This window comes from Mycobacterium sp. GA-2829 (genome assembly GCF_001499965.1).
Lineage (GTDB): Bacteria > Actinomycetota > Actinomycetes > Mycobacteriales > Mycobacteriaceae > Mycobacterium.
In genome coordinates this window covers 43458-62304 of the sequence record NZ_LQIT01000018.1, presented here as the reverse complement: position 1 = coordinate 62304, position 18847 = coordinate 43458, and the positions used below count along the sequence as shown (strand labels likewise).

The window sequence follows — 18847 nt, the reverse complement described above, 5'->3', positions numbered from 1 at the left end:
GTGTCGGGTCGAGTCCATCAGGCTGTGGCAGACGGTGACAGCCGTCACATGACATCCAGGAGGTTCCCGTGCGACGGACGATGCGCACCGCGATGGCGGTCGCCGCGGCGGCGATGATGACGCTGACCGCGGGGTGCTCGGCAGGTCTCGGCGGCCCGGCGTCCTCGCGCGCTGCCCGCGACGGCGTCATCCGGTTCACGTTCGCGCCCGATCCCATCTGGGACTACATGAACGAGACCGGCCTCGTCGACGAGTGGCAACGCGAGAGCGGCTACCACATCGAGACCAGCGCGACATGGGACGAGTTCGGCCTGTTCGCCGGCGGTCACGCCGACATCATCTCGACGGCCTCGTTCGAGGTGCCCGGCCTCGAGGAGCAGACCAAGCGCGAGACCGTGATCATCGGCCGCTACAACGCCGAGCGCAGCCGCATCCTGGTGCGCACCGACGATCCGGCTCAGACGCTCGCTGACCTGAAGGGCAAGCGGCTCGGCGTGTTCACCACCGTGTCCGGCACGTTGGTCTGGAGTGCGCTGCTCAAGCAGATGCACGGCGTGGACCTCGCCGAGGACTACCGGGTGATCGTCGCCGACATCCAGAACCTCTCGAACCTGTTGGCCCGCGGGGAGATCGACGCATGTATCTGCTACCCCGACCTGTCGGCGCGGGACCTGCGCGAGGGCAGCGTCCGCGCCCTGTACGACGGTAAGTCGTCGGCGGAGGTGTTCGCCGAACTCGACGCGCCGGGTCACGACGGCCCGATGGGCAACGTGTTCGTCGCCCGAAAGGACTGGGTGGAGGCCCATCCCGGTGAGGTGTCGGCCTTCCTCGACCTGTGGGAGCGCGGACTCGGCGAGTGGCAACGGCACCGCGACGACATGATCGAGCGTTACCCACAGCACTTCGCCGTCGACACACCCGAGGACATCGCCTTCATGAAGGACTATGTCGCCCAGCACGACTGGGTGGTCGACGATGTCCGCTTCGATGAGAAGTGGGCCGACGACGAGAGTTCGATCTTCGACCTCATGCGTGAGACCGGCGTCATCGGCGACGACGTCTCCGATCCCCAGTTCCTGCCCACCCGAGGAGTCCACCAGTGACCCAGACGATGACGCCGCCGGCCGCGGAGCCGGCGCCGCGGGATCCGGCCCCGGGTCCGCGCCGGAGGCGGGCGGGCACCCGCGGCCCGAACCGATGGCTGGTGTCCGGTATCGCGCTCGTCGCCGCGGTCGTCGCATGGGCTGTCGCCGCGGCCTGGATCGACGATCCGATCGTGCCGAAGCCGCTCGACGTGGTGCAGCGCGTGGTCGCGATCATCGCGTCAGGGGAGGCGTTCACCAACTTCGCCTCCAGCATCGGCAAGATCGCCACCGGCTTCCTGATCGCGATGGTCGGCGGCCTGGTGATCGGATTCGTCATGGGGCGTTCGCGTTTCATGTCGTCGTACTTCTCGCTGCCGCTCTTCGTGCTCGGCAACATGCCGGGCCTGACCTACGCGGTGTTCGGGCTGCTCATCTTCGGCGTCGGCGCGGGCGGACCCGTCGTGGTCTCGGCGCTCGTCGCGCTGCCCTTCATCGCGATGAACGTCGCCGAGGGCGTCCGCTCGGTCGACGGGAACCTGCTGGCGATGTGCCGCGCGTTCGAACGCAACCGGCGCGACGTGCTGCGGCACCTCTATCTGCCCGCCCTGGTGACGTTCGTCTTCGCCGGTGTGCGCTACGGCTTCGCAATGGCGTGGAAGGTGGAGGCGCTCACCGAGGTCTTCGGCGCCAGTGACGGTGTCGGATTCATGATCCGCAAGGCCTACCAGGAGTTCCAGGTGGCCGACATGTTGGCGTGGACCACGCTCTTCATCGTCGCGATGGTCCTCATCGAACGTGGGCTGGCTTACCTGGAGAACCGTTTCTTCGCCTGGCGGAAGGACATCGCATGACCACCGACGCACTCTCGGCCGCTGCGCCCGTGTGGCGCCGCCAGCTCCGCGGACAGACCACCTCGGCCCTGGCCGTCGTCGCCGCCCTCCTCACCATCCTGGGCGCGTGGCAGTTGGCGGTCGTGATCGGCAACCGCATCCCGTCGCCCGCGCAGACCATCGACAGCCTGGTGTCCGAGGCCGCCATCGGCGAGCTGTGGCAGAACCTGGCGATCAGCATGAACCGCTTCGCCCTGGGGTTGGTGCTCGCGTTGATCGTCGGTGCGGCAGTGGGCGTTTGGATGGGTCTGTCGCGGTGGGCCGACCTCGCCTTCTCCGATCTCAACGCCGCGGCGCTGGCGATCCCGGCGGTGATCTGGGCCCTGCTCACGACGATGTGGTTCGGGTTCGGCTGGCTGACGCCGGTGGTGACGGTGTTCCTGTCCGGGCTGCCGTTCGTGATCGTCAACATCGCCAAGGCCACCCGCGCGGTCCCCGCCGATCTCGTGCTGATGGCCAGGGCGTTCGGGGTGCCGCGCCGAAACGTGCTGCGACACATCGTGGCTCCCGCGGTGGCCGGTTCGACGGTGGCCGCCGTGCGGTTCGCGATCATGAGCGCCTGGAACGGACTGCTGCTGGCCGAGTGGTTCGGCGCCACCTCGGGCGTCGGCTGGCGCTCGCGGTACTGGTACGACGCCAACCAACTCGACGGATTCTTCGCCTGGGTCCTGGTGTTCATCGTCGTCCTGGTCGTCGCCGACCTGCTCATCCTCGGCCCCATCGAACGACGCGTCACCCGCTGGCGCACCGCATAACGAAAGCGAGAGACCCATGGCTTCCATCGAGATCCGCAACCTGGTCAAGGATTTCCACGACCGCAGCGGTAACCGCACCCGCGTCATCGACGGCATCGACCTGACCATCTCCGGCGAGACGTTCGTGTCGATCGTCGGACCGTCGGGCAGCGGTAAGACCACCCTGCTCAACATCGTCTCCGGGATCGAGACGCACACCTCCGGAACGGTCGACCTGACCTCGGGCGGGCACGACGCCCGCGTCGGATACGTCTTCCAGGATCCCCGGCTGCTGCCCTGGCGCACCGTGATGGCCAACCTCGGCTTCGTCCAACACGAACGCCCCGGCTGGCAGGACCGCGCCCGCCACTACCTCGACCTGGTCGGTCTCAGCCACTGCGCCGACCGGTTCCCCGCCCAGCTCTCCGGCGGTCAGCAACAACGCATCGGTATCGCCCGCGCATTCGCGGTGGAACCCGACATCCTGCTCATGGACGAACCGTTCAGCCACCTCGACGCGATGACGTCGCGGACGTTGCGTGAACACCTGGAGCGGATCTGGCTGGAGTCCCGCCGCACCGTGATGTTCGTGACCCACGATGTGACCGAGGCGGTCCAGCTGTCCGACCGGATCGTCGTGCTCGCGCCGGGCGGCCGCGTGCACGAGGTCATCGACGTCGATCTGCCCCGGCCCCGTCGGGCGTCCGATCCCGCCGTCGCCGTTCTGCAGGCAGAGATCCTGGCGCGCTTCGAGACACTCGAGGCGGCCACCGCGGGGAGTCCGGCATGACGCTGCGACCCGGCCCCATCGACGTCCACGCCCACTGGCTCCCGGAGGATCTGTTCTGCCTGCCCCCTGGGTCGCCGGTGCCACCGCTCAACGGCCGCGACGGACAGCTGCACCTCGGCGACCTGCCGCTGTCCATCGAGACCGCCGCGATGAGCGACGCCGCCCGCGTACTGGCCGATACCGAGGCGGCCGGGCTCGGATCGCGCGTGATCTCCGCGCCGCCGTTCGCCTTTCCCGTCACCGATGCGCCCGGCGTCGACGACTACGTCGGCGCGTTCAACGAGCAACTGACCAGGGTGTGCCGCGACAGTGGCGGCCGGTTACTCGGGCTGGGGCTGGTCTCACTGCACGATCCGGACGCGGCGCGCAAGGAGATCGTGGATTTCGCTCCCGAAATCCGCGGCATCGCGGTGCCGCCTCTGCTCGGCCACACGTCGTTCGATGTGGCGCCGATGCGCGACCTGCTGGCCATCGCCGCCGAGAATGACGTCGCGGTACTCGTGCACCCCATGCAGCTGCCGCGCCCGGAGTGGTCCTCGTACTATCTGACCAACCTGATCGGCAATCCGGTCGAAACCGCCACGGCTGCAGCGTCGCTCGTGCTGGGTGGTGTCCTCGAGGAGCTGCCGTCGTTGCGGATCTGCCTGCTTCACGGCGGCGGCTGTGCGCCGGCGCTCGTGGGTCGATGGCAGCACGGCTGGGATCAGCGCGGCGACGTGCGCAGCGCCGGAACGCGGTCACCGCGCGACGGCTTCGCCGAGTTGTGGTTCGACACGCTGACCCACGACGGCCCGGCACTGGAACTGCTACGCGCACATGCCGATCCGGCGCACCTCATGTGCGGCAGTGACTACCCCTTCGACATGGGCGTGACGCGGCCGTTGGATCTGCCGCACGCCGTGGGCATCGATGACGCCGCCCTCGAATACAACGCCCGACGCTTCCTCGGGCTCACCGAAGGAGAGAATCGTGTCTGAGCGTCACAACGCCACCCGTCAGGAATGGAGTGGCCACCGCGCGCTGGTGATCGGTGGGTCCATCGGCGGGCTCACCACGGCGCTGCTGTTGCGCAGACTGGGTTTCCACGTATCGGTCTTCGAGCGGACCCCCACCAACCTCGACGGTCGCGGTGGCGGCATCGTCCTGCAACCCGACACCCTGCGCTGGTTCGTCGAGTGCAGCGACCAGCACCCGGAACAGGTCAGCACCTCAACGAACTACGTGCAGTACCTCGGGCCGGACAACGTTGTCGTACACCGCGAGAACGCGCCGTGGAGCTATACGTCGTGGGGCACGTTCTACCAAGCGCTGCTGGCCGACTTCGGGACCGACGACTACCACCTCGGTGAGTACGCGGCAGGTTTCGACCAGGATGCCGACGGGGTCGAGGTCCGCTTCACGTCCGGCCGGCGGGAACGCGGCGACCTCGTGGTGTTCGCCGACGGCATCGGTTCGCCGAGCAGGCGCCGCATCTGCCCCGACACCGAGATGGAGTACTCCGGTTACGTCGGCTGGCGCGGCACCGTGCCGGAGCGTGACGTGTCCGCGGAGACCTTCGAGTTGCTCCACGACTCGATCACCTACAGCGTCGCACCGCACACCCACATCAACGTCTATCCGATCCCGTCGCCCGACGGTGGCCTCGCGGTCGGCGAGCGTCTCCTCAACTACGTCTGGTACCGCAACGTGCCTGCGGGACATGAACTCGATGAACTGATGACGGACAAGCGGGGTTTCATCGCGGGCGTGTCGTTGCATCCGGGAGGTGTGCAGGACCGATTCGTCGACGAGATGCGAGACGCGGCAGGCGGACTGCTCGCTCCCGCCGCAGCCGAGGTGGTGCGGCGCACCGAACAGCCGTACCTGCAGGCCGTGTACGACGTGGTCGCTACCCGTATGGCACTGGGGCGGGTAGCGCTGGTCGGCGATGCCGCCAGCGCGGCCCGACCGCACGCGGCGGCGGGCACCGCGAAGGCCGCCGCGAACGCGTGGGCGCTCTACGACGCGCTGTCCGACAGCGGCGACATCGCCGAGGCGCTGGCGAAGTGGGAGCCCGGCCAGCTCGAGCTCGGGCAACGGCTGGTGCGCCGTGTCAAAGAGATGGGCGCCCGCTCGCAATTCGACTGCACGTGGGTGCCCGGCCACCCCGACAACCGATTCGGCCTGTACGGCCCCGGACACTGAAGGAGTACACCATGACCACGACACCTGAGTTCCTCACCGACGCACCGCTCGCCGGCACACTCATCGGTACGGACTTCGACGGCTGGACCGACGCGCTGCGCGCCGAGTTCGACGAATACGCCCACGACGGGCACGTGGGCTCGCGGCTGCTCAGCGAGAACGGCCGGGTGCGGGTGTGGGAGATACGACTCGCGCCCGGCGAGCGGTTCCACGCCCACCGCCACGTGCTCGACTACTTCTGGACCGCGGTGAATGCCGGTCGCAGTCGTCAACACACCGCCGACGGCACCACCCGAGAGGTCTCCTACGCAGCGGGAGAGACGCGACACTTCACCTTCGCCGAGGGGGAGTACCTGCTGCACGACATCGAGAACGCCGGCGACACCGACCTGGTGTTCACCACCGTGGAGCACCTCGACTCGGCGAACGCACCACTGCCCCTCGGGAAGGATCGCGCGTAGGGGTCACCCGGCGGCGAGCGCGACCAGCCCGTACGCCACGGCGAACCGGTGACCGAGCTGGCCCCGCACATTGCCCCGTCCGACGGTCACCTCGCGGCCGAGCTGTTCGCTGACCGCGCGCACCAGTTCGTCGTCGCCCGCACCGCCGCCGACCAGCAGCACCTCGGTCGCCGCGGGAGCCACCCGCTCGATGCCCTCCATCACGTTGCCGCCGATGACCAGCCGCTTGGCGGCCAACCGCCAACTGCGCCATTCGGATCCGGCCAGACGCGAGGTGAACGGCAGCAGACCGCTGGGCGCCGCGGTGAGCAGCCATCCCGTGCACCGGCCCGGAATCGCCTTGTCGAGGAACCGGCGCCTGCCGTGTTCGTCCTCGACGAGTTGGACCGTGACGGCGGTGAGCGCCTCCGCGCGCTTCGCGTACTCCGCGGCGCTGCGCGAGATGTCCAGCGCGGCAGCCGTCGCGGTGGTGAGCAGTTGACCCGCCCCCGGTAGAACCACCCGCCTGCCGTCGGCCACCACGTCCACGGTTCCGCCACCGACGTCGACGACCACGACGTCGGACGTGACGCCGGGCGTGGTGAGCGCACCGGCACGCGCGGCGGCGGCCTCCGAATCGATTCGGGTCACCGGGACACCCAGTGCGTCCGCCAGTGCGTCGGTGTCCGCGGCGGGCCGGTCGGCTCCGCCCATCGTCGCCATCACCAGGCTGTCCACCGCCACCGAACCGCGCCGGGAATTCGCCTGAGCGGCAATGTCACCCAGGTGCACCACCCTGGCCAGATCGTCGATCTGGAGCGCGGACGCCTCCGGCGACGGGTCGGGCTCGTCCGCGGCGGCGAGCGCGACCACCGCACACGCGCTGTCGAAGAGTTGGTCGGCGACGGCGCGGGCATCGCCGCGTTCGGCGCCGTCGAGACCGAACACGTCGGTGAGCCAGAACGGGTCGGTCAGCCGCTGCAGCGGCGTCGAGGACTGGCGCACCTCGACCGCCACCAGCGCCGCGGGCAGCAGCCGTGTCACGTCGACGTCGTCGACCACCGGCAGGGGAGTGGCCAATCGGTTGGACACCAGCACGGCCTCGTCGTTGGCCGTCAGCACCGCGACGACGTTGCGGCCCTCGGCGAGTGCGGCATTCACCAGACGTGCGACCGCGTCGTACCCCCACTGCGGGGTCGCGCACGCCACCACCGGGCGGTCGGATGACCCCGCGAGGAGCTCGTCGACCGGCACCGGGACGCCCACTCCGGCGCCGTCGCCCGCGGTGGTCGCCGCCGAGCGGGTGGCGACCACGAGCCGGCCCGTGCGCTGCGCCTGCAGTTGCACCCGTTCGACCGCCGAATGCACCGGCGGGGTCGGGGCGAAGGCCGCCCGGTCGATCGTCACCCCGTGCGCGTCGGCCATCCGGCGGGCGAGTTGCGCCGCGCCGTCGACAGCACGCACGGACCCCTTGCCGCCGCGCGTCGGGGTGCGGGCACTGGCCAGGACCTCGAGGCCCGCGCACAACACGATCTCCGTGGTGGCGTTGCCGATGTCGACGCCGGCCCAGACGGTCACCGCAGCAAGCCGCGCCGCTGATAGGCCGCCGCGGCCTCCCGCACCAGTTCGGCGCACGTGTGCGCGTCCTGGGCGGCCAGCCGAGCCGCCAGGTCCTCCAGTTCGGCGAACGTGGATCGGCCCGGCCGCAACGCCTCGTACGCGGCGAGCATGTCCTCGGCGCTCAGCGCGGTCATCTCCGCGGCCCGGCGCAGGTTCACCGCCAGCTGCGCCGATCCGGTGCGTTCGGCGGTATCGGCCTGCGCCAACAGCGTTTCGCGGCTGATCCGGATGTCGTCGAGGACGAGGTCGCCGCTGCGGGCGGCCTCGACGGTGACCTCGGTGAGATCGCGACCGGAGTGGGCGGTGACGGTCATCTCGTGAACTCCAATTCGGTGTGCGCGGCGCCCTCGCCGCGCTGTGACTCGGCCCGTTCGACGGCGACCATCGACACCACCTTGGTGTGGTAGCGGGCGGTGATGGCTTCGTCGCTGTAGGCGTTGCGCATCGGCGCGGGCGTCGTGCCCTTCGCGTGCCTGCCTGCGTTGATACCGATCAGCCGGTACATCTCCGGGGTGATCAGCGGTGCGACGCTGAGCAATTCGAGGTTCGCCAGCGGCGGCAGATCACGACGGTGGATCAGCGTGGTGCCCTTGGCCTGCAGGCCCACCCCGATCCCGGATCCGGACAACCGCGCCGCGGACTTGCCGATGACCCCGAGGTCGACGCTGTCACCGATGCGCACCACCCGCGCCACGCACTGCTCCTCTTCCAAACCGGCCAGGATCTGCTCGAGCACCTCGTAGACCGTCATCCCGGACAGCGTGCGGAACAACTTGGTGCCCATCGCCGCCGAGACGCCGACGACCACCTCGCGCGGATCCTCCCCTGCGCGGGCGGGACCGACGGCGACCAGTCGATCGGGCTGGGCGAAGGTGGCCTGTTCCTTGACCAGGTCCGCCACCGACCGGGCCTGCCGCACGGCGTCGATCTGGGCCTGACGTTCCGCCGAAGGCCGGTACCCCGTGCCCGGACCCCGGTAGTCGTTCGGATCCTGCAGTGCCGACAGCACATTCATCTCTTCGTCGAAGATCGCCGCGGTCTGCAGATAGTCGCCGGTCACCCGGGCCTTGGCCATGCCCAGCACCCGGTCGGCGATGTCGGTGAAGCCGGTCTCGGCCAGCGCGGACACGACGTCGACGACGGTCAGCCCCGACTGGTCGATCATCCGCGCGGCGCTGAGCACCTTGACCCCGTCGGTCTGCGGGAGGTCCTTGGACCCCTCCGCCGCGACGACGGCCTCGACGTGGTCGTCGTCGAAGTCGGCCAGCCCGAGGTACTCGAACACCGCCCGGGTGGCCTCGGCCGCCTGCCTGCGCATGGACTCCAGCGTGGTGGTGTCCACCGGCCGCAACCCGCCGTCGACGCCCCAGTCGCGTTGCAGCACCAGGTAGTCGTCGAGGTCGGCGGCGTTGAAGTTCGACGGCCCGAACATGTTGTCGTAGGACACCACCGAGCCGAACCCGGAGAAGATGAAGTCCGACCCGGACAGCAGGGTGGGCAGTGTGCGGCTGGTCCGCCGCATCGTGGACTCCGACATCAACGAGTCGTTGCCGCTACAGGATTCGAGCCCACGCAGCATCACCATGAGGTTCTCGGCGATCAGCTCCCTGACGCCACCGGGCACCGACGCGGTGATCGCCGCACCGTCGACGCCGCCGTTCTGAACACCCTGAGCGCCAATGCCTTTGGCCAGCGCAACACATCGGGACTCGAGGTAGTTCATCGACTTGCGTTCGGCCTGCCCCATCAGCACCTCGGAGCCCGCCCCGCTGGACAGCCGCATCTTGATCCCGCGCGAGGCGTAGGCCGAGGTGAGGAACGCCTTCGACCACGGGGTGTCGTCACCGTCGGTGAAGACCTGTTCGGTGCCGTACACCGACACCGTCTCGGCGTACGAGACCAGCCCGCGCACACCGAGTTCCAGTTCACGCGCCTCCTCGACGGAGCACTGCGTCAGCGCGCCGGGGGCGGGCACCTGGGACCCGATGAGCAGACCGATCGCGACGGCGGGTGCGTCGTCGAGCACCGGGACGGTGGCCTCCAACTCCCGGAAGCCGTAAGCGACGGCGGTGGCCGCGTCGGCGGCGATCAGCAGCGGATCGTCGAGCCGGTTGGTGACGTGGGCCTGGTTGGCGGGAGTGCGGCGGGCGCGCATCTTCATCATCGCCATCTGGATCTCGACCGGTTGCAGGGCGGCCACCACACGGGCCATCTTGGCGGGGGTCAGTCCCGAGCACACGCGCAGCACGTCGTCGCGGGGTACCGATGGGTCGACGATCAACCGGGCCAGTTCGACCTCGTCCATCGCCATCGACTTGGGTGCCTCGGCGTGGTCGATCGCATAGCGGACGACGAACTCGTCGATCGTGTCGAAGTCCGTGGCCGCGGTCGAGTCCATCTCCAGTACGGTGCCGTCCTCGGCGACCACCCACGACGGCTCCGGGTCGTAGGGCGACAGGTGCGAGATCATCCCCAGTTCGGGGTCCGCCTCGGCGAATCCGTCGAGGTTCACGCGCTGCCGGTCGAGCAGGCGGATGCGTCCCAGTCGGTAGTCCTGCTCGTCCGCGGGGGTGTTCGACATCCATGGCCTCTTTCGTTGCGTGACCGCAACAGCATCGGCGCAACGCCCCAGGCCGGACAACGCCACCCGCGAGAGTTCCAACAATCTGTGTGACGAGCGTCCGCCCGCCGTGCCACAAGGTGTTGGAAACAGCCCGTGGACGCTGACAGATCGCGGAGTCGTCTCGCACAATTCAGCCCGCAACTCGACGGAGCCACATCTCGCTCCGCAGGCAGAGGAGGATTACCCATGTCCGACGTGGTCAACGCGGACGACACACGCGATCGTGCGTCGTCGCCGGACGGCCGTCAGGGCCACCTACGCGGAAACCTCGGTGTGCCCGCCATCGTCCTGATGGTGGTCGCCGCCGCCGCTCCGCTGTCGACCATCGGCGGCAACGTGCCGATCGCGATGGCACTCGGCGACACCACCGGCATCCCCGTCTCGTTCCTGGTCGCGGGTGTGATCTTCCTGCTGTTCGCGGCGAGCTTCGTGGCGATGTCGAAGTACGTCAAGGACGCGGGCGCCTTCTACGCCTACATCCGCACCTCGCTGGGGCGTGCCGCCGGAACCGGTGCGGCCGTGCTCGCGCTCCCGGCCTACATGGCCACACTGCTCGGTGTCTCCGCCTACGACGGTGTGATCCTCGCAGGGCTCATCGAACGCTTCAACGGCCCCGCGGTCCCGTGGTGGCTGCTCACCGCCGGGGTGCTCGCGGTGGTCGCCTGGCTCGGATACCGCGACATTGACCTCAGCGCCAAGGTGCTGGGCATCTTCCTGATCTCCGAGGTGGCGATCCTCGTCGTGCTGGACCTCGTGATCGTGCTGCGCGGCGGTGAGCAGGGCATCACCGGCGATTCGTTCACTCCGCAGGGCCTTGCCGGCGGCGTGGGCATCGCGCTGCTGTACGCCCTGTGGGGCTTCGTCGGTGTCGAGGCGACCGCGGTGTTCCGCGACGAGGCCAAGGACCCCGACCGCACCGTGCCGCGTGCCACCTACTGGGCGGTGGGCATCGTCGCCGTGTTCTACGCGATCTCCAGCTGGGCCCTGATCGAGGGCAACGGCGGACCCGCCGCGATCCAGGCCGCCGTGGACGACCCCGACAACTTCATGGTCAACACCGCGCAGAAGTACCTCGGGATGCTCGGCCGCGATCTGAACACGATCCTGTGGTTCGTCAGCGTCTTCGCCTGCGCCCTGGCCTTTCACAACATCAGCTCCCGATACGCGTTCGTGCTCGGCCAGAGCGGCGTCTTCTCCCGCAAGATCGGGGAGGTGCACCCCAAGCACGGGTCCCCGGCCAACGCCTCGCTGCTCATCACCGTCGCGTCGTTCGTGGTGATGGGTATCCTCGCCGCACTCCAGCTGGATCCGGTGCTGCAGATCTTCGGCCCGCTGGGCGGCCTGGGCATCCTCGCGCTGGCCATCCTGTGGCTGCTGACGACGATCTCGGTCGTGCTGTTCTTCGTCCGGCGCGGCAACTCGACGGGCAAGGTGGTGCTGGCCTCGTTCGCGACGCTCGCACTGGCCGGCGCCCTGGTGCTGGTCGTGTCGAACCTCACCCTGGTGGTCGGCGGCTCCTCGACGCTGGCGGTGGTGTTCGGCGTGATGCCGCTGGTCTTCTTCGGGGTCGGCATGCTGCTGAGCCGCCGGTCCGACGAGGAACTGGGCTCGATCTCGTCGCGGTCCTGACATCGGTCGGCCGGTGACCACCCGCGGCTCGGGCACTGCCCGACCGGTGGTCACCGGCCGCGTTCGTGCTGCGGGGGCGCTGATAGCGTCAGCCTGTTAGATCAGGAGAAGGTGCATCATGTCGCGGGAGTCGCCGCTGAACGTGGCGGCGGCGCTGACCGTTCCGCCACTGGACCGGGGTTCGGTCATCGCCGGACGCCGGGGCCTGACGCGGGAGGTCCTCTGGGCCGACATCCTGCACGCACCCGCCGAATCCTTCATCCGCCCCGGTGACCTCGTGCTGACCACCGGGGCCGACATCCGTCAGCCCGCCGTACGCGACTTCCTCACCTTCGTCGTCGCCTCGCCTGCGGCCGGGCTCGTGGTCAGTCCGCCCCCCGAGATCGCCGTCCACGAGCTGTACGCCGCACTGGGTCCGCTCGCGGACAGCCATGACTTCCCGGTGGTCCACCTGCCGTGGGAGGTGGCATTCTCCGAGGTGCAGCGGGCGTTGCTGCCGCTGCTCGCCACATCCGGGCCGGACGCCCACGTGCAGATGGTGATCGGGCGGCGCGAACGGGACAGCGCCGGATGGGCCGGTACCGCCGAGATGTTCACGGTTGCGTTGAACGAGCTCGGGGTGTCCGCCGGGGTCACCGTGAGGTCGTCGGTCACCGAGGACCTCGTCATGAGTCATTTCTCCCCGCCACCCCCGGCCGCGACGGTCAATGCACTGGTCGCCGCGGCCCGACAGCACAGCGGGATCCCCGACGACCTCGCCAGCTGGGTGCTCCTCCCACCGGGGCAGGGACCCGCGGTGCCGGTCGCGCCCTCGGCACTGCCCGACGGCACCGTCGGCCCACAGCAGTTCGCCGAGGTGCTGCGCCAGCACCCGAGCAGCATGGCGACCGTGCTGCGCACACTGCAGCCCCTGATCGAATACGACCGGACCCGGCGCGGACAGCTGGTGCACACGCTGGTGATCGTGCTCAACGAGGCCACGAACACCAGCGCCGCGGCCAGGGCGCTGTACCTCAACCGGCATTCGCTGCTGTACCGGATCAAGCTCATCGAGGACCTGACCGGGTTGTCGCTGAAGAACCCCGCGGACCGCTTCCAATTGGAGGTCAGCGTCCGCGTGCTGCAACTCGAGTCGGCGGGCGCCTAACGCGATTTATCGTTTCAGCGCCGCGGCCAATAGAATCGGCAGCGCAATGACCGATACCGCCTCAGGTGTGTCGACGGCCACCGAGTCGCGGACAAACCGAATCTCCTCAGAAGCACAGCGTCGCAGGACGTTCGCCGTGATCAGCCATCCCGACGCCGGCAAGTCCACGCTCACCGAGGCGCTGGTGCTGCACGCGAAGGCCATCACCGAGGCGGGCGCCATCCACGGCAAGGCCGGTCGCCGGGCCACGGTCTCGGACTGGATGGAGATGGAGAAGGCCCGCGGTATCTCGATCACGTCGACCGCGCTGCAGTTCCCGTACCACACGAGCAGCGGCGAGACCTGCATCATCAACCTGCTCGACACCCCCGGCCACGCGGACTTCTCCGAGGACACCTACCGGGTGCTCACCGCCGTCGACTGTGCGGTGATGCTCATCGACGCCGCGAAGGGCCTCGAACCCCAGACCCTCAAACTCTTCCAGGTGTGCCGCCATCGCGGCATCCCGATCATCACGGTGATCAACAAGTGGGACCGGCCGGGCCGCCACGCGCTGGAGTTGATGGACGAGATCCACGATCGCATCCAGCTGCAGACCACCCCCTTGACCTGGCCGGTCGGTATCGCCGGTGACTTCAAGGGTGTGCTGGACCGCCGGACCGGCCGCTACATCAAGTACACGCGCACCGCGGGTGGGGCCACCGCCGCTCCCGAGGAACACATCGACGCCGCGCTCGCCCACGACGCCGCGGGCGACGACTGGGACACCGCGGTGGAGGAGTCGGAACTGCTCAGCGCCGACGGCGCCGACTTCGACGACGAGTCGTTCCTCAAATGCACGTCCACGCCGGTCCTGTTCACCTCGGCGATCCTCAACTTCGGTGTCAACCAGCTTCTCGACGTGCTGGCGCAACTCGCGCCCGCACCTCGCGGCCAGGTCGACGTCGACGGCAACCGGCGCGAAACCACCGCGCCGTTCAGCGCATTCGTGTTCAAGGTGCAGGCGGGGATGGATTCCGCGCACCGCGACCGGATCGCCTACGCCCGGGTGTGTTCGGGCACCTTCGAACGCGGCGAGGTCCTCACCCACGCCGCCACCGGCAAACCGTTCGTCACCAAGTACGCGCAGTCGGTCTTCGGTCAGCAGCGGTCGACGCTGGACACCGCGTGGCCGGGTGACGTCATCGGGCTCGCCAACGCCGCCGCGCTCCGGCCGGGGGACACCCTCTACCGGGACGTCCCGGTGCAGTACCCGCCGATACCGACCTTCTCGCCCGAACACTTCGCGGTCGCGCGCGGTAAGGATCCGAGTAAGCACAAGCAGTTCCGCAAGGGGATCGAGCAGCTGGACCAGGAGGGCGTGATCCAGGTGCTGCGCTCGGACCGGCGCGGGGACCAGGCACCGGTGTTCGCCGCCGTCGGGCCCATGCAGTTCGAGGTCGCCAGCCACCGGATGGCCGGCGAGTTCAACGCGCCGATCTCGCTCGAGAACCTGCCCTACACCGTCGCCCGCGTCGTGGTCGATTCGGACGACGCCGAACTGCTGGGCAAGCAGGCCTCGGTCGAGGTGTTCACCCGCACCGACGGCGCCGTCATCGCGGTGTTCACCACCAAGTGGCGCCTCGAGAACGTCGAGCGCGAACTGCCCGACGTACGTCTGCGTTCACTGGTCGCCGCGGGCGACTGACAGTCACGAAGCAGGGCCGTTCACGGCACCACGATCGCGCGCATCAACGCGGCGAGTTCGTCGGCGATGCCGGGCCGCTGCCGCAGCCGCGGGTTCTGCGAGATGTCGGTGACGACGCCGATCGCCGCCTGCGTGAGTGCGCGCGCATCGGCGGCGGTGACGCTGTCGGACAACGCCTCGGTGACCTCGACCCACTCGGCGACGTACTCGCGCTGAGCGTTTCGCAGTGCGGACTGCTCCTCCTCGGGCAGGTACAGCAGGTCCGTGGCGAGGATGTACATGATCCGCCCGTACACCCCGAGCGCCTGGCGGACGTAGGTGGTGATCAGCGCGTCGAGCGCCTGTTCCGGGGTGAACGCGTAAGCCAACGCGTCGGAGGTGACGTAGAGCAGACCCTCGGCGCCGCGTTCGAGGACCGCGCGCAGCACCTCCGACTTGCTGCCCACGTATTGGTACAGCGTCGCGGTCGACATTTCCGCCGCTTTGGCGACGTCGTCGATGTGCACGTCGTAGAAGCCTCGCTCGGTGAACAGGCGTGCGGCGGCGTCGATGATCCGCTCGCGCCGGCCCGCGGGTTGCCGCTGCCCGAGGTCAGGTGCCGGTGCGGTGTCGGCGGTCGGGTCGGGCAGTTCGCAGTCGATGATCGCCCAGGCCGACATGGACTGGATCTCCTGTAGGCGGTCGGAGGAAAGGGTGCCCCGGAAGTTCGGGGTGTTCGAGTACATGGCCAGCACGGCGAATCCGAGCAATTCGGCCTTCTGCTCGTTCATCTCCGGCTTGACCGCGAGGATCTTGGCGGTGATGCGCTCTTGGTTCTCGTCGAAGTGCTGACTGAACACCGCGCGTTCGGCCGCTTCGAGATGGCGCCGCTCCCGCCGCCACAGCGTGGCCTCGTTGCCGTTGGCGGTGATGTCGCCGAATCCGGCGAGAAGGAGCTGAAACTGCTCGAGGGCGGTGGTGCCCTGGGCGTCGCTGACGGTGTGGAGTTCTTCGACGAGGTGGACCTGACTCATCAACGCATGCACCAGGATGTCGTGCTTGCCCTTGAAGTGCCGGTACACCGCAGGTCCGGTGAGACCGACCGCCGCACCGATGCGGTCGATGCTGACATTCTGGTAGCCGTAGTCCTGGAACAGGTGCGCCGCGGCGCGGGCGACCTGCTCGGTGCGGTGGCGCCCACGTGCCGACGACCGAAGCGTCGCTTTCACCGCCTCCGCGCGCACCGCGGTCGATCGTGGCATCTCACCCCGGGGCATGAAACAAGTTTCGCATCTGCGCGCTCTCGGATCGCCCATCCGGTGCCTCAGGATCCCGAAAAGCGCAGGATATGGTGTGGGACAGCGCTATTCGCATCCCAGAGCTGGCCGGCGCTCGTGTCCGCGCCGCAGAGTGCACGCCTGCTCGCCGCCGGGCTCAGCCGGCGAGAACCGCCGACACCAACCGGTGTAGTTCGCCGGCGATGCCCGGGCGGTTGCGCATGCTCTCCGTCTGGGCGATGTCAGTGACCAGGCCGATGGACGCCCGCGCGAGCAACCGAGCATGGTGGGTCGAGATGTCAGGACGCACACCGTTGATCGCGGCGACCCATTCGTCGATGTACTCGCGCTGACTCGTCCGGATCGCTTCCTGCGCCTTCTCCGGAAGGTAGATCAGATCGGCGGCGAGGATCGCCAGAATCGGCTGGTGCGGACCGAGGGCAAGTTCGATGAGGGTGCAGGCGATGGTGTCGATCACCTCCTGCGGTGTCTTGGCCGCGGCCAGACGGTGATTGGTCACGTAGTGCACACCCTCGGCGCCGCGGTGGAGCACCGCCTGCAGCAGTTCGGCCTTACCGGTGAAGTGTTGGTAGAACGTCGCGATCGCGGTGTCGGACTCCGCTGCGATCTCCTCGATACCCACCGCGTGGTAGCTCCGGGCGTGGAACAGCCGGGTCGCGGTGCTCAGGATGCGCTCACGACGGCCGGGGGGACGCCGCGGTGGAGCCAGCGGGGGCCTCGACGACGTTGCGGCGCCGTCGAGTTCGCACGCCAGCACGTTCTGGCCCATCGTCTGCAGGATGCGTCGGGCCGACGCGTGCTCCACCCGTTTGGGCGCGGGGGACTGGCTCGAGTACACGGCCAGCACACTCCACGCCCGCAACTCGGCGTCACCGGTCGGCGTCTCGCCGCCGTCTCCGAGGCCCAGCGCCTGGATGGTCAGCCGGAGCACCTCGTTGAGCTTGGCGCGGAACTCCTCCTGCTCGGCAGGGGAGAGCTGACGACGCTCCCGCTTCCACAGCAGTGCCTCTTCACGGTCCAGCACCAGGTCGGCGAGCTCGGAGAGGAACATCGCCGAGCGCTCGCGCGGTTCCAGATCCGCCTCGACCGCGCGCACGGCGACGTCCGCCACCGCGGCTAACTGCTCCGAGACGGCCTGCGCGAGGATGTCGCGCTTCTTGCGGAAGTGCCGGTAGAGGGCGGGTCCGGTCAGCCCGACCGCTGAGGCGACGTCGTCCATGCTGACGTTGTGGTAGCCCCGTTCGGTGAACAGGCGGGCGGCGGCCTGGGACAGTTGCACCTTGCGCACAGAGCTCCGCGCGTGCTGGCGAACGGGCTGTGCCACGTCGGCGTCCTCCCCTGGGGCCGCGAAGCGGTCTCCGGCTTCGTGAACCATGATTGTAGTTCAGTGGGCACGGAGGGTTGGGAGTCTCGGACGGATACTCCATCTCGGTTACGAGTGCATCTTCGGTGCCGATTGTGAACGGCGAGCCAGGAACTCGAGTGCTCCACCGCCCTATGCGGCCTGTTGTTAATATCGGTTCTACGATAGGGCGCGGCCGCTCGGCCGACGCTTCGAGGTGCGCCCGGACCGAGTACGGTGCGGCCATGAGCGGCGACGGACGCAGACGCAGAGATGCCAAGCAGGCGCGGCGCGACGCCGACCGCAGGCGCGCCCGCGAACAGGCATCCGCCGTGACGGAGGGCGACGAGGAAACCCCACTGCTCGGGGAGGTTCGCGAGGCGCTCGACGCGGGTCATCCGCTGCCGTTGCTCGGCTTCGCCGGCGTGCTGATCCTGGGGACCACCCCGCAACCCCTGCAGAGGCCCGAGGAACAGTCGCCGAGTATCGGTGACCTCGTCGCTGCCTTCGGCGAGGTCCGGACCGAGGAGTCGACGGCGCTGCTGGCCGCACTGGGGGAACTGCTCATCGACGACGACGAGGTGCGCGCCGCCTGCCGCCGGACCGTCGCTGCACGCGACGACACCTTGCCGCGCTGGCTGACCGCACTGAGTGACGTACAGGTGTATCGGGCCGTGCGGATGACGCACGTGGTGGGCGACGGCGATGAACTGATCCTCGGTGTCCGGTTCGCCGACGGGCACGAGATGACATGCGCGGCGTCGATCGACCACCTGAACGGGTCGGCGATCGGTGACGCGTTCTTCGTGCCGGACTCGATCGAGACCGTGCTCGACGTCGCCCGCGCGAACAACACCGATCCGGACACGACCTTCGCCGACGTCGACCTCGCCGACGCCCGTGCCGCACTACAGCAGTCGCTCGACCAACCGGTGATCACGGCCACCGGCTCGGAGACGTGGCCCGCCTCGCGGGCGCTGGTGCGATGGATGACCCGGTTGATGCCGGCCGGTGGCACGGATTTCCTTGTGCGGCAATGGACTGTGGCCCGGACCGCGGAGTTTTGCGACCGCTTCCTCCGGTCACCGGCCGGAATGCCGTTCGACGACCCGCAGCACCGCGACCTCCTGGTGCGGTGCGCGCAGGCCGGCACCGGTGATCCGACGCGATGGAGTGAGGCGCGGCTGACAAGACTGCTCAACGCGCCGCTGAGCGTCGACGACACCGTGCCGGCACAGGCGCGCCTCGACGTGCCCGACATGCTGCGCGCCTTCGTACCGTTCGCGCACGCCGAATCCGGCATTCGCGACGAGCTCACCGCCGAAGCCCTCGCCGCCATCGACGGTTCCGCCGAGCAGTACCGCGACTCCGTGCTCAACCGGCCACGTTGAAATTGCAA

The 18847-nt window shown here is 68.9% G+C and carries 16 protein-coding genes; 11 read left to right on the top strand and 5 right to left on the bottom strand.

The genetic code is table 11. From position 1 onward, the window contains the following. The first annotated feature begins 68 nt into the window (after positions 1-68). The 7 genes from AU194_RS12935 to AU194_RS12905 are packed head-to-tail and all read left to right on the top strand — an operon-like array spanning position 69 to position 6144. Positions 69-1103 (top strand): ABC transporter substrate-binding protein, encoded by a 1035-nt coding sequence (locus AU194_RS12935; RefSeq protein ID WP_231743342.1) that lies wholly within the window; start codon positions 69-71, stop codon positions 1101-1103. After that, complete coding sequence (locus tag AU194_RS12930; protein WP_231743340.1) at positions 1100-1936, top strand: ABC transporter permease; 837 nt, start codon at positions 1100-1102, stop codon at positions 1934-1936. The genes AU194_RS12935 and AU194_RS12930 overlap by 4 nt, the downstream gene beginning before the upstream one ends. Continuing rightward, entirely contained in the window at positions 1933-2730 is a 798-nt protein-coding gene (locus tag AU194_RS12925; protein ID WP_059089651.1) for an ABC transporter permease, read from the top strand. The genes AU194_RS12930 and AU194_RS12925 overlap by 4 nt, the downstream gene beginning before the upstream one ends. A 16-nt stretch (positions 2731-2746) precedes the next feature. Then, positions 2747-3499: an ABC transporter ATP-binding protein gene (locus AU194_RS12920; RefSeq protein ID WP_059089650.1), complete on the top strand. Its 753-nt coding sequence runs from the start codon at positions 2747-2749 to the stop codon at positions 3497-3499. Then, positions 3496-4476 carry an amidohydrolase family protein gene (locus tag AU194_RS12915; RefSeq protein WP_059089649.1) on the top strand — a complete coding sequence of 327 codons (981 nt, stop codon included), beginning with the start codon at positions 3496-3498 and terminating at the stop codon, positions 4474-4476. Before AU194_RS12920 ends, AU194_RS12915 begins: the two co-directional genes overlap by 4 nt. After that, a complete protein-coding gene (locus AU194_RS12910) occupies positions 4469-5683 on the top strand; it encodes an NAD(P)-binding protein (protein WP_059089648.1) in 1215 nt (404 codons plus the stop codon). Before AU194_RS12915 ends, AU194_RS12910 begins: the two co-directional genes overlap by 8 nt. Positions 5684-5694: 11 nt before the next feature. Beyond that, the gene (locus tag AU194_RS12905) at positions 5695-6144 is read left to right on the top strand and encodes a hypothetical protein (protein WP_059089647.1); all 450 of its coding nucleotides are present in this window, start codon (positions 5695-5697) and stop codon (positions 6142-6144) included. 3 nt (positions 6145-6147) lie between these two features. Here AU194_RS12905 and AU194_RS12900 read toward each other — a convergent pair whose 3' ends face one another. The 3 genes from AU194_RS12900 to AU194_RS12890 are packed head-to-tail and all read right to left on the bottom strand — an operon-like array spanning position 6148 to position 10324. Beyond that, on the bottom strand, positions 6148-7701 hold the full coding sequence (locus AU194_RS12900; protein ID WP_059089646.1) for a diol dehydratase reactivase ATPase-like domain-containing protein: 1554 nt from the start codon (positions 7699-7701) through the stop codon (positions 6148-6150). Continuing rightward, positions 7698-8057, bottom strand: coding sequence for a diol dehydratase small subunit (locus tag AU194_RS12895; RefSeq protein ID WP_059089645.1), 360 nt, complete (start codon positions 8055-8057; stop codon positions 7698-7700). Before AU194_RS12895 ends, AU194_RS12900 begins: the two co-directional genes overlap by 4 nt. Continuing rightward, on the bottom strand, positions 8054-10324 hold the full coding sequence (locus AU194_RS12890; RefSeq protein WP_059089644.1) for a propanediol/glycerol family dehydratase large subunit: 2271 nt from the start codon (positions 10322-10324) through the stop codon (positions 8054-8056). The genes AU194_RS12895 and AU194_RS12890 overlap by 4 nt, the downstream gene beginning before the upstream one ends. A gap of 228 nt (positions 10325-10552) precedes the next feature. Between AU194_RS12890 and AU194_RS12885 the strand changes: the two genes are divergently transcribed. The 3 genes from AU194_RS12885 (at position 10553) to AU194_RS12875 (ending at position 14829) form a co-directional block, all read left to right on the top strand. Further along, the gene (locus tag AU194_RS12885) at positions 10553-11995 is read left to right on the top strand and encodes an APC family permease (RefSeq protein ID WP_059089643.1); all 1443 of its coding nucleotides are present in this window, start codon (positions 10553-10555) and stop codon (positions 11993-11995) included. A gap of 118 nt (positions 11996-12113) precedes the next feature. After that, positions 12114-13142: a PucR family transcriptional regulator ligand-binding domain-containing protein gene (locus AU194_RS12880; RefSeq protein WP_059089642.1), complete on the top strand. Its 1029-nt coding sequence runs from the start codon at positions 12114-12116 to the stop codon at positions 13140-13142. Positions 13143-13188: 46 nt separating this feature from the next. Beyond that, positions 13189-14829 carry a peptide chain release factor 3 gene (locus tag AU194_RS12875; RefSeq protein ID WP_059089641.1) on the top strand — a complete coding sequence of 547 codons (1641 nt, stop codon included), beginning with the start codon at positions 13189-13191 and terminating at the stop codon, positions 14827-14829. 20 nt (positions 14830-14849) lie between these two features. On the opposite strand, the gene AU194_RS12870 is transcribed toward AU194_RS12875, so the two are convergent. Together AU194_RS12870 and AU194_RS12865 are read right to left on the bottom strand one after the other, a co-directional pair. After that, positions 14850-16070 (bottom strand): TetR/AcrR family transcriptional regulator, encoded by a 1221-nt coding sequence (locus AU194_RS12870; RefSeq protein ID WP_059089640.1) that lies wholly within the window; start codon positions 16068-16070, stop codon positions 14850-14852. A gap of 172 nt (positions 16071-16242) precedes the next feature. Next, on the bottom strand, positions 16243-17430 hold the full coding sequence (locus AU194_RS12865; protein WP_059089684.1) for a TetR/AcrR family transcriptional regulator: 1188 nt from the start codon (positions 17428-17430) through the stop codon (positions 16243-16245). A 263-nt stretch (positions 17431-17693) separates the two neighbouring features. Here AU194_RS12865 and AU194_RS12860 point away from each other — a divergent pair, with 263 nt between their 5' ends. Beyond that, positions 17694-18839, top strand: coding sequence for a hypothetical protein (locus AU194_RS12860; RefSeq protein WP_197417611.1), 1146 nt, complete (start codon positions 17694-17696; stop codon positions 18837-18839). The last annotated feature ends 8 nt before the right edge of the window (positions 18840-18847 follow it).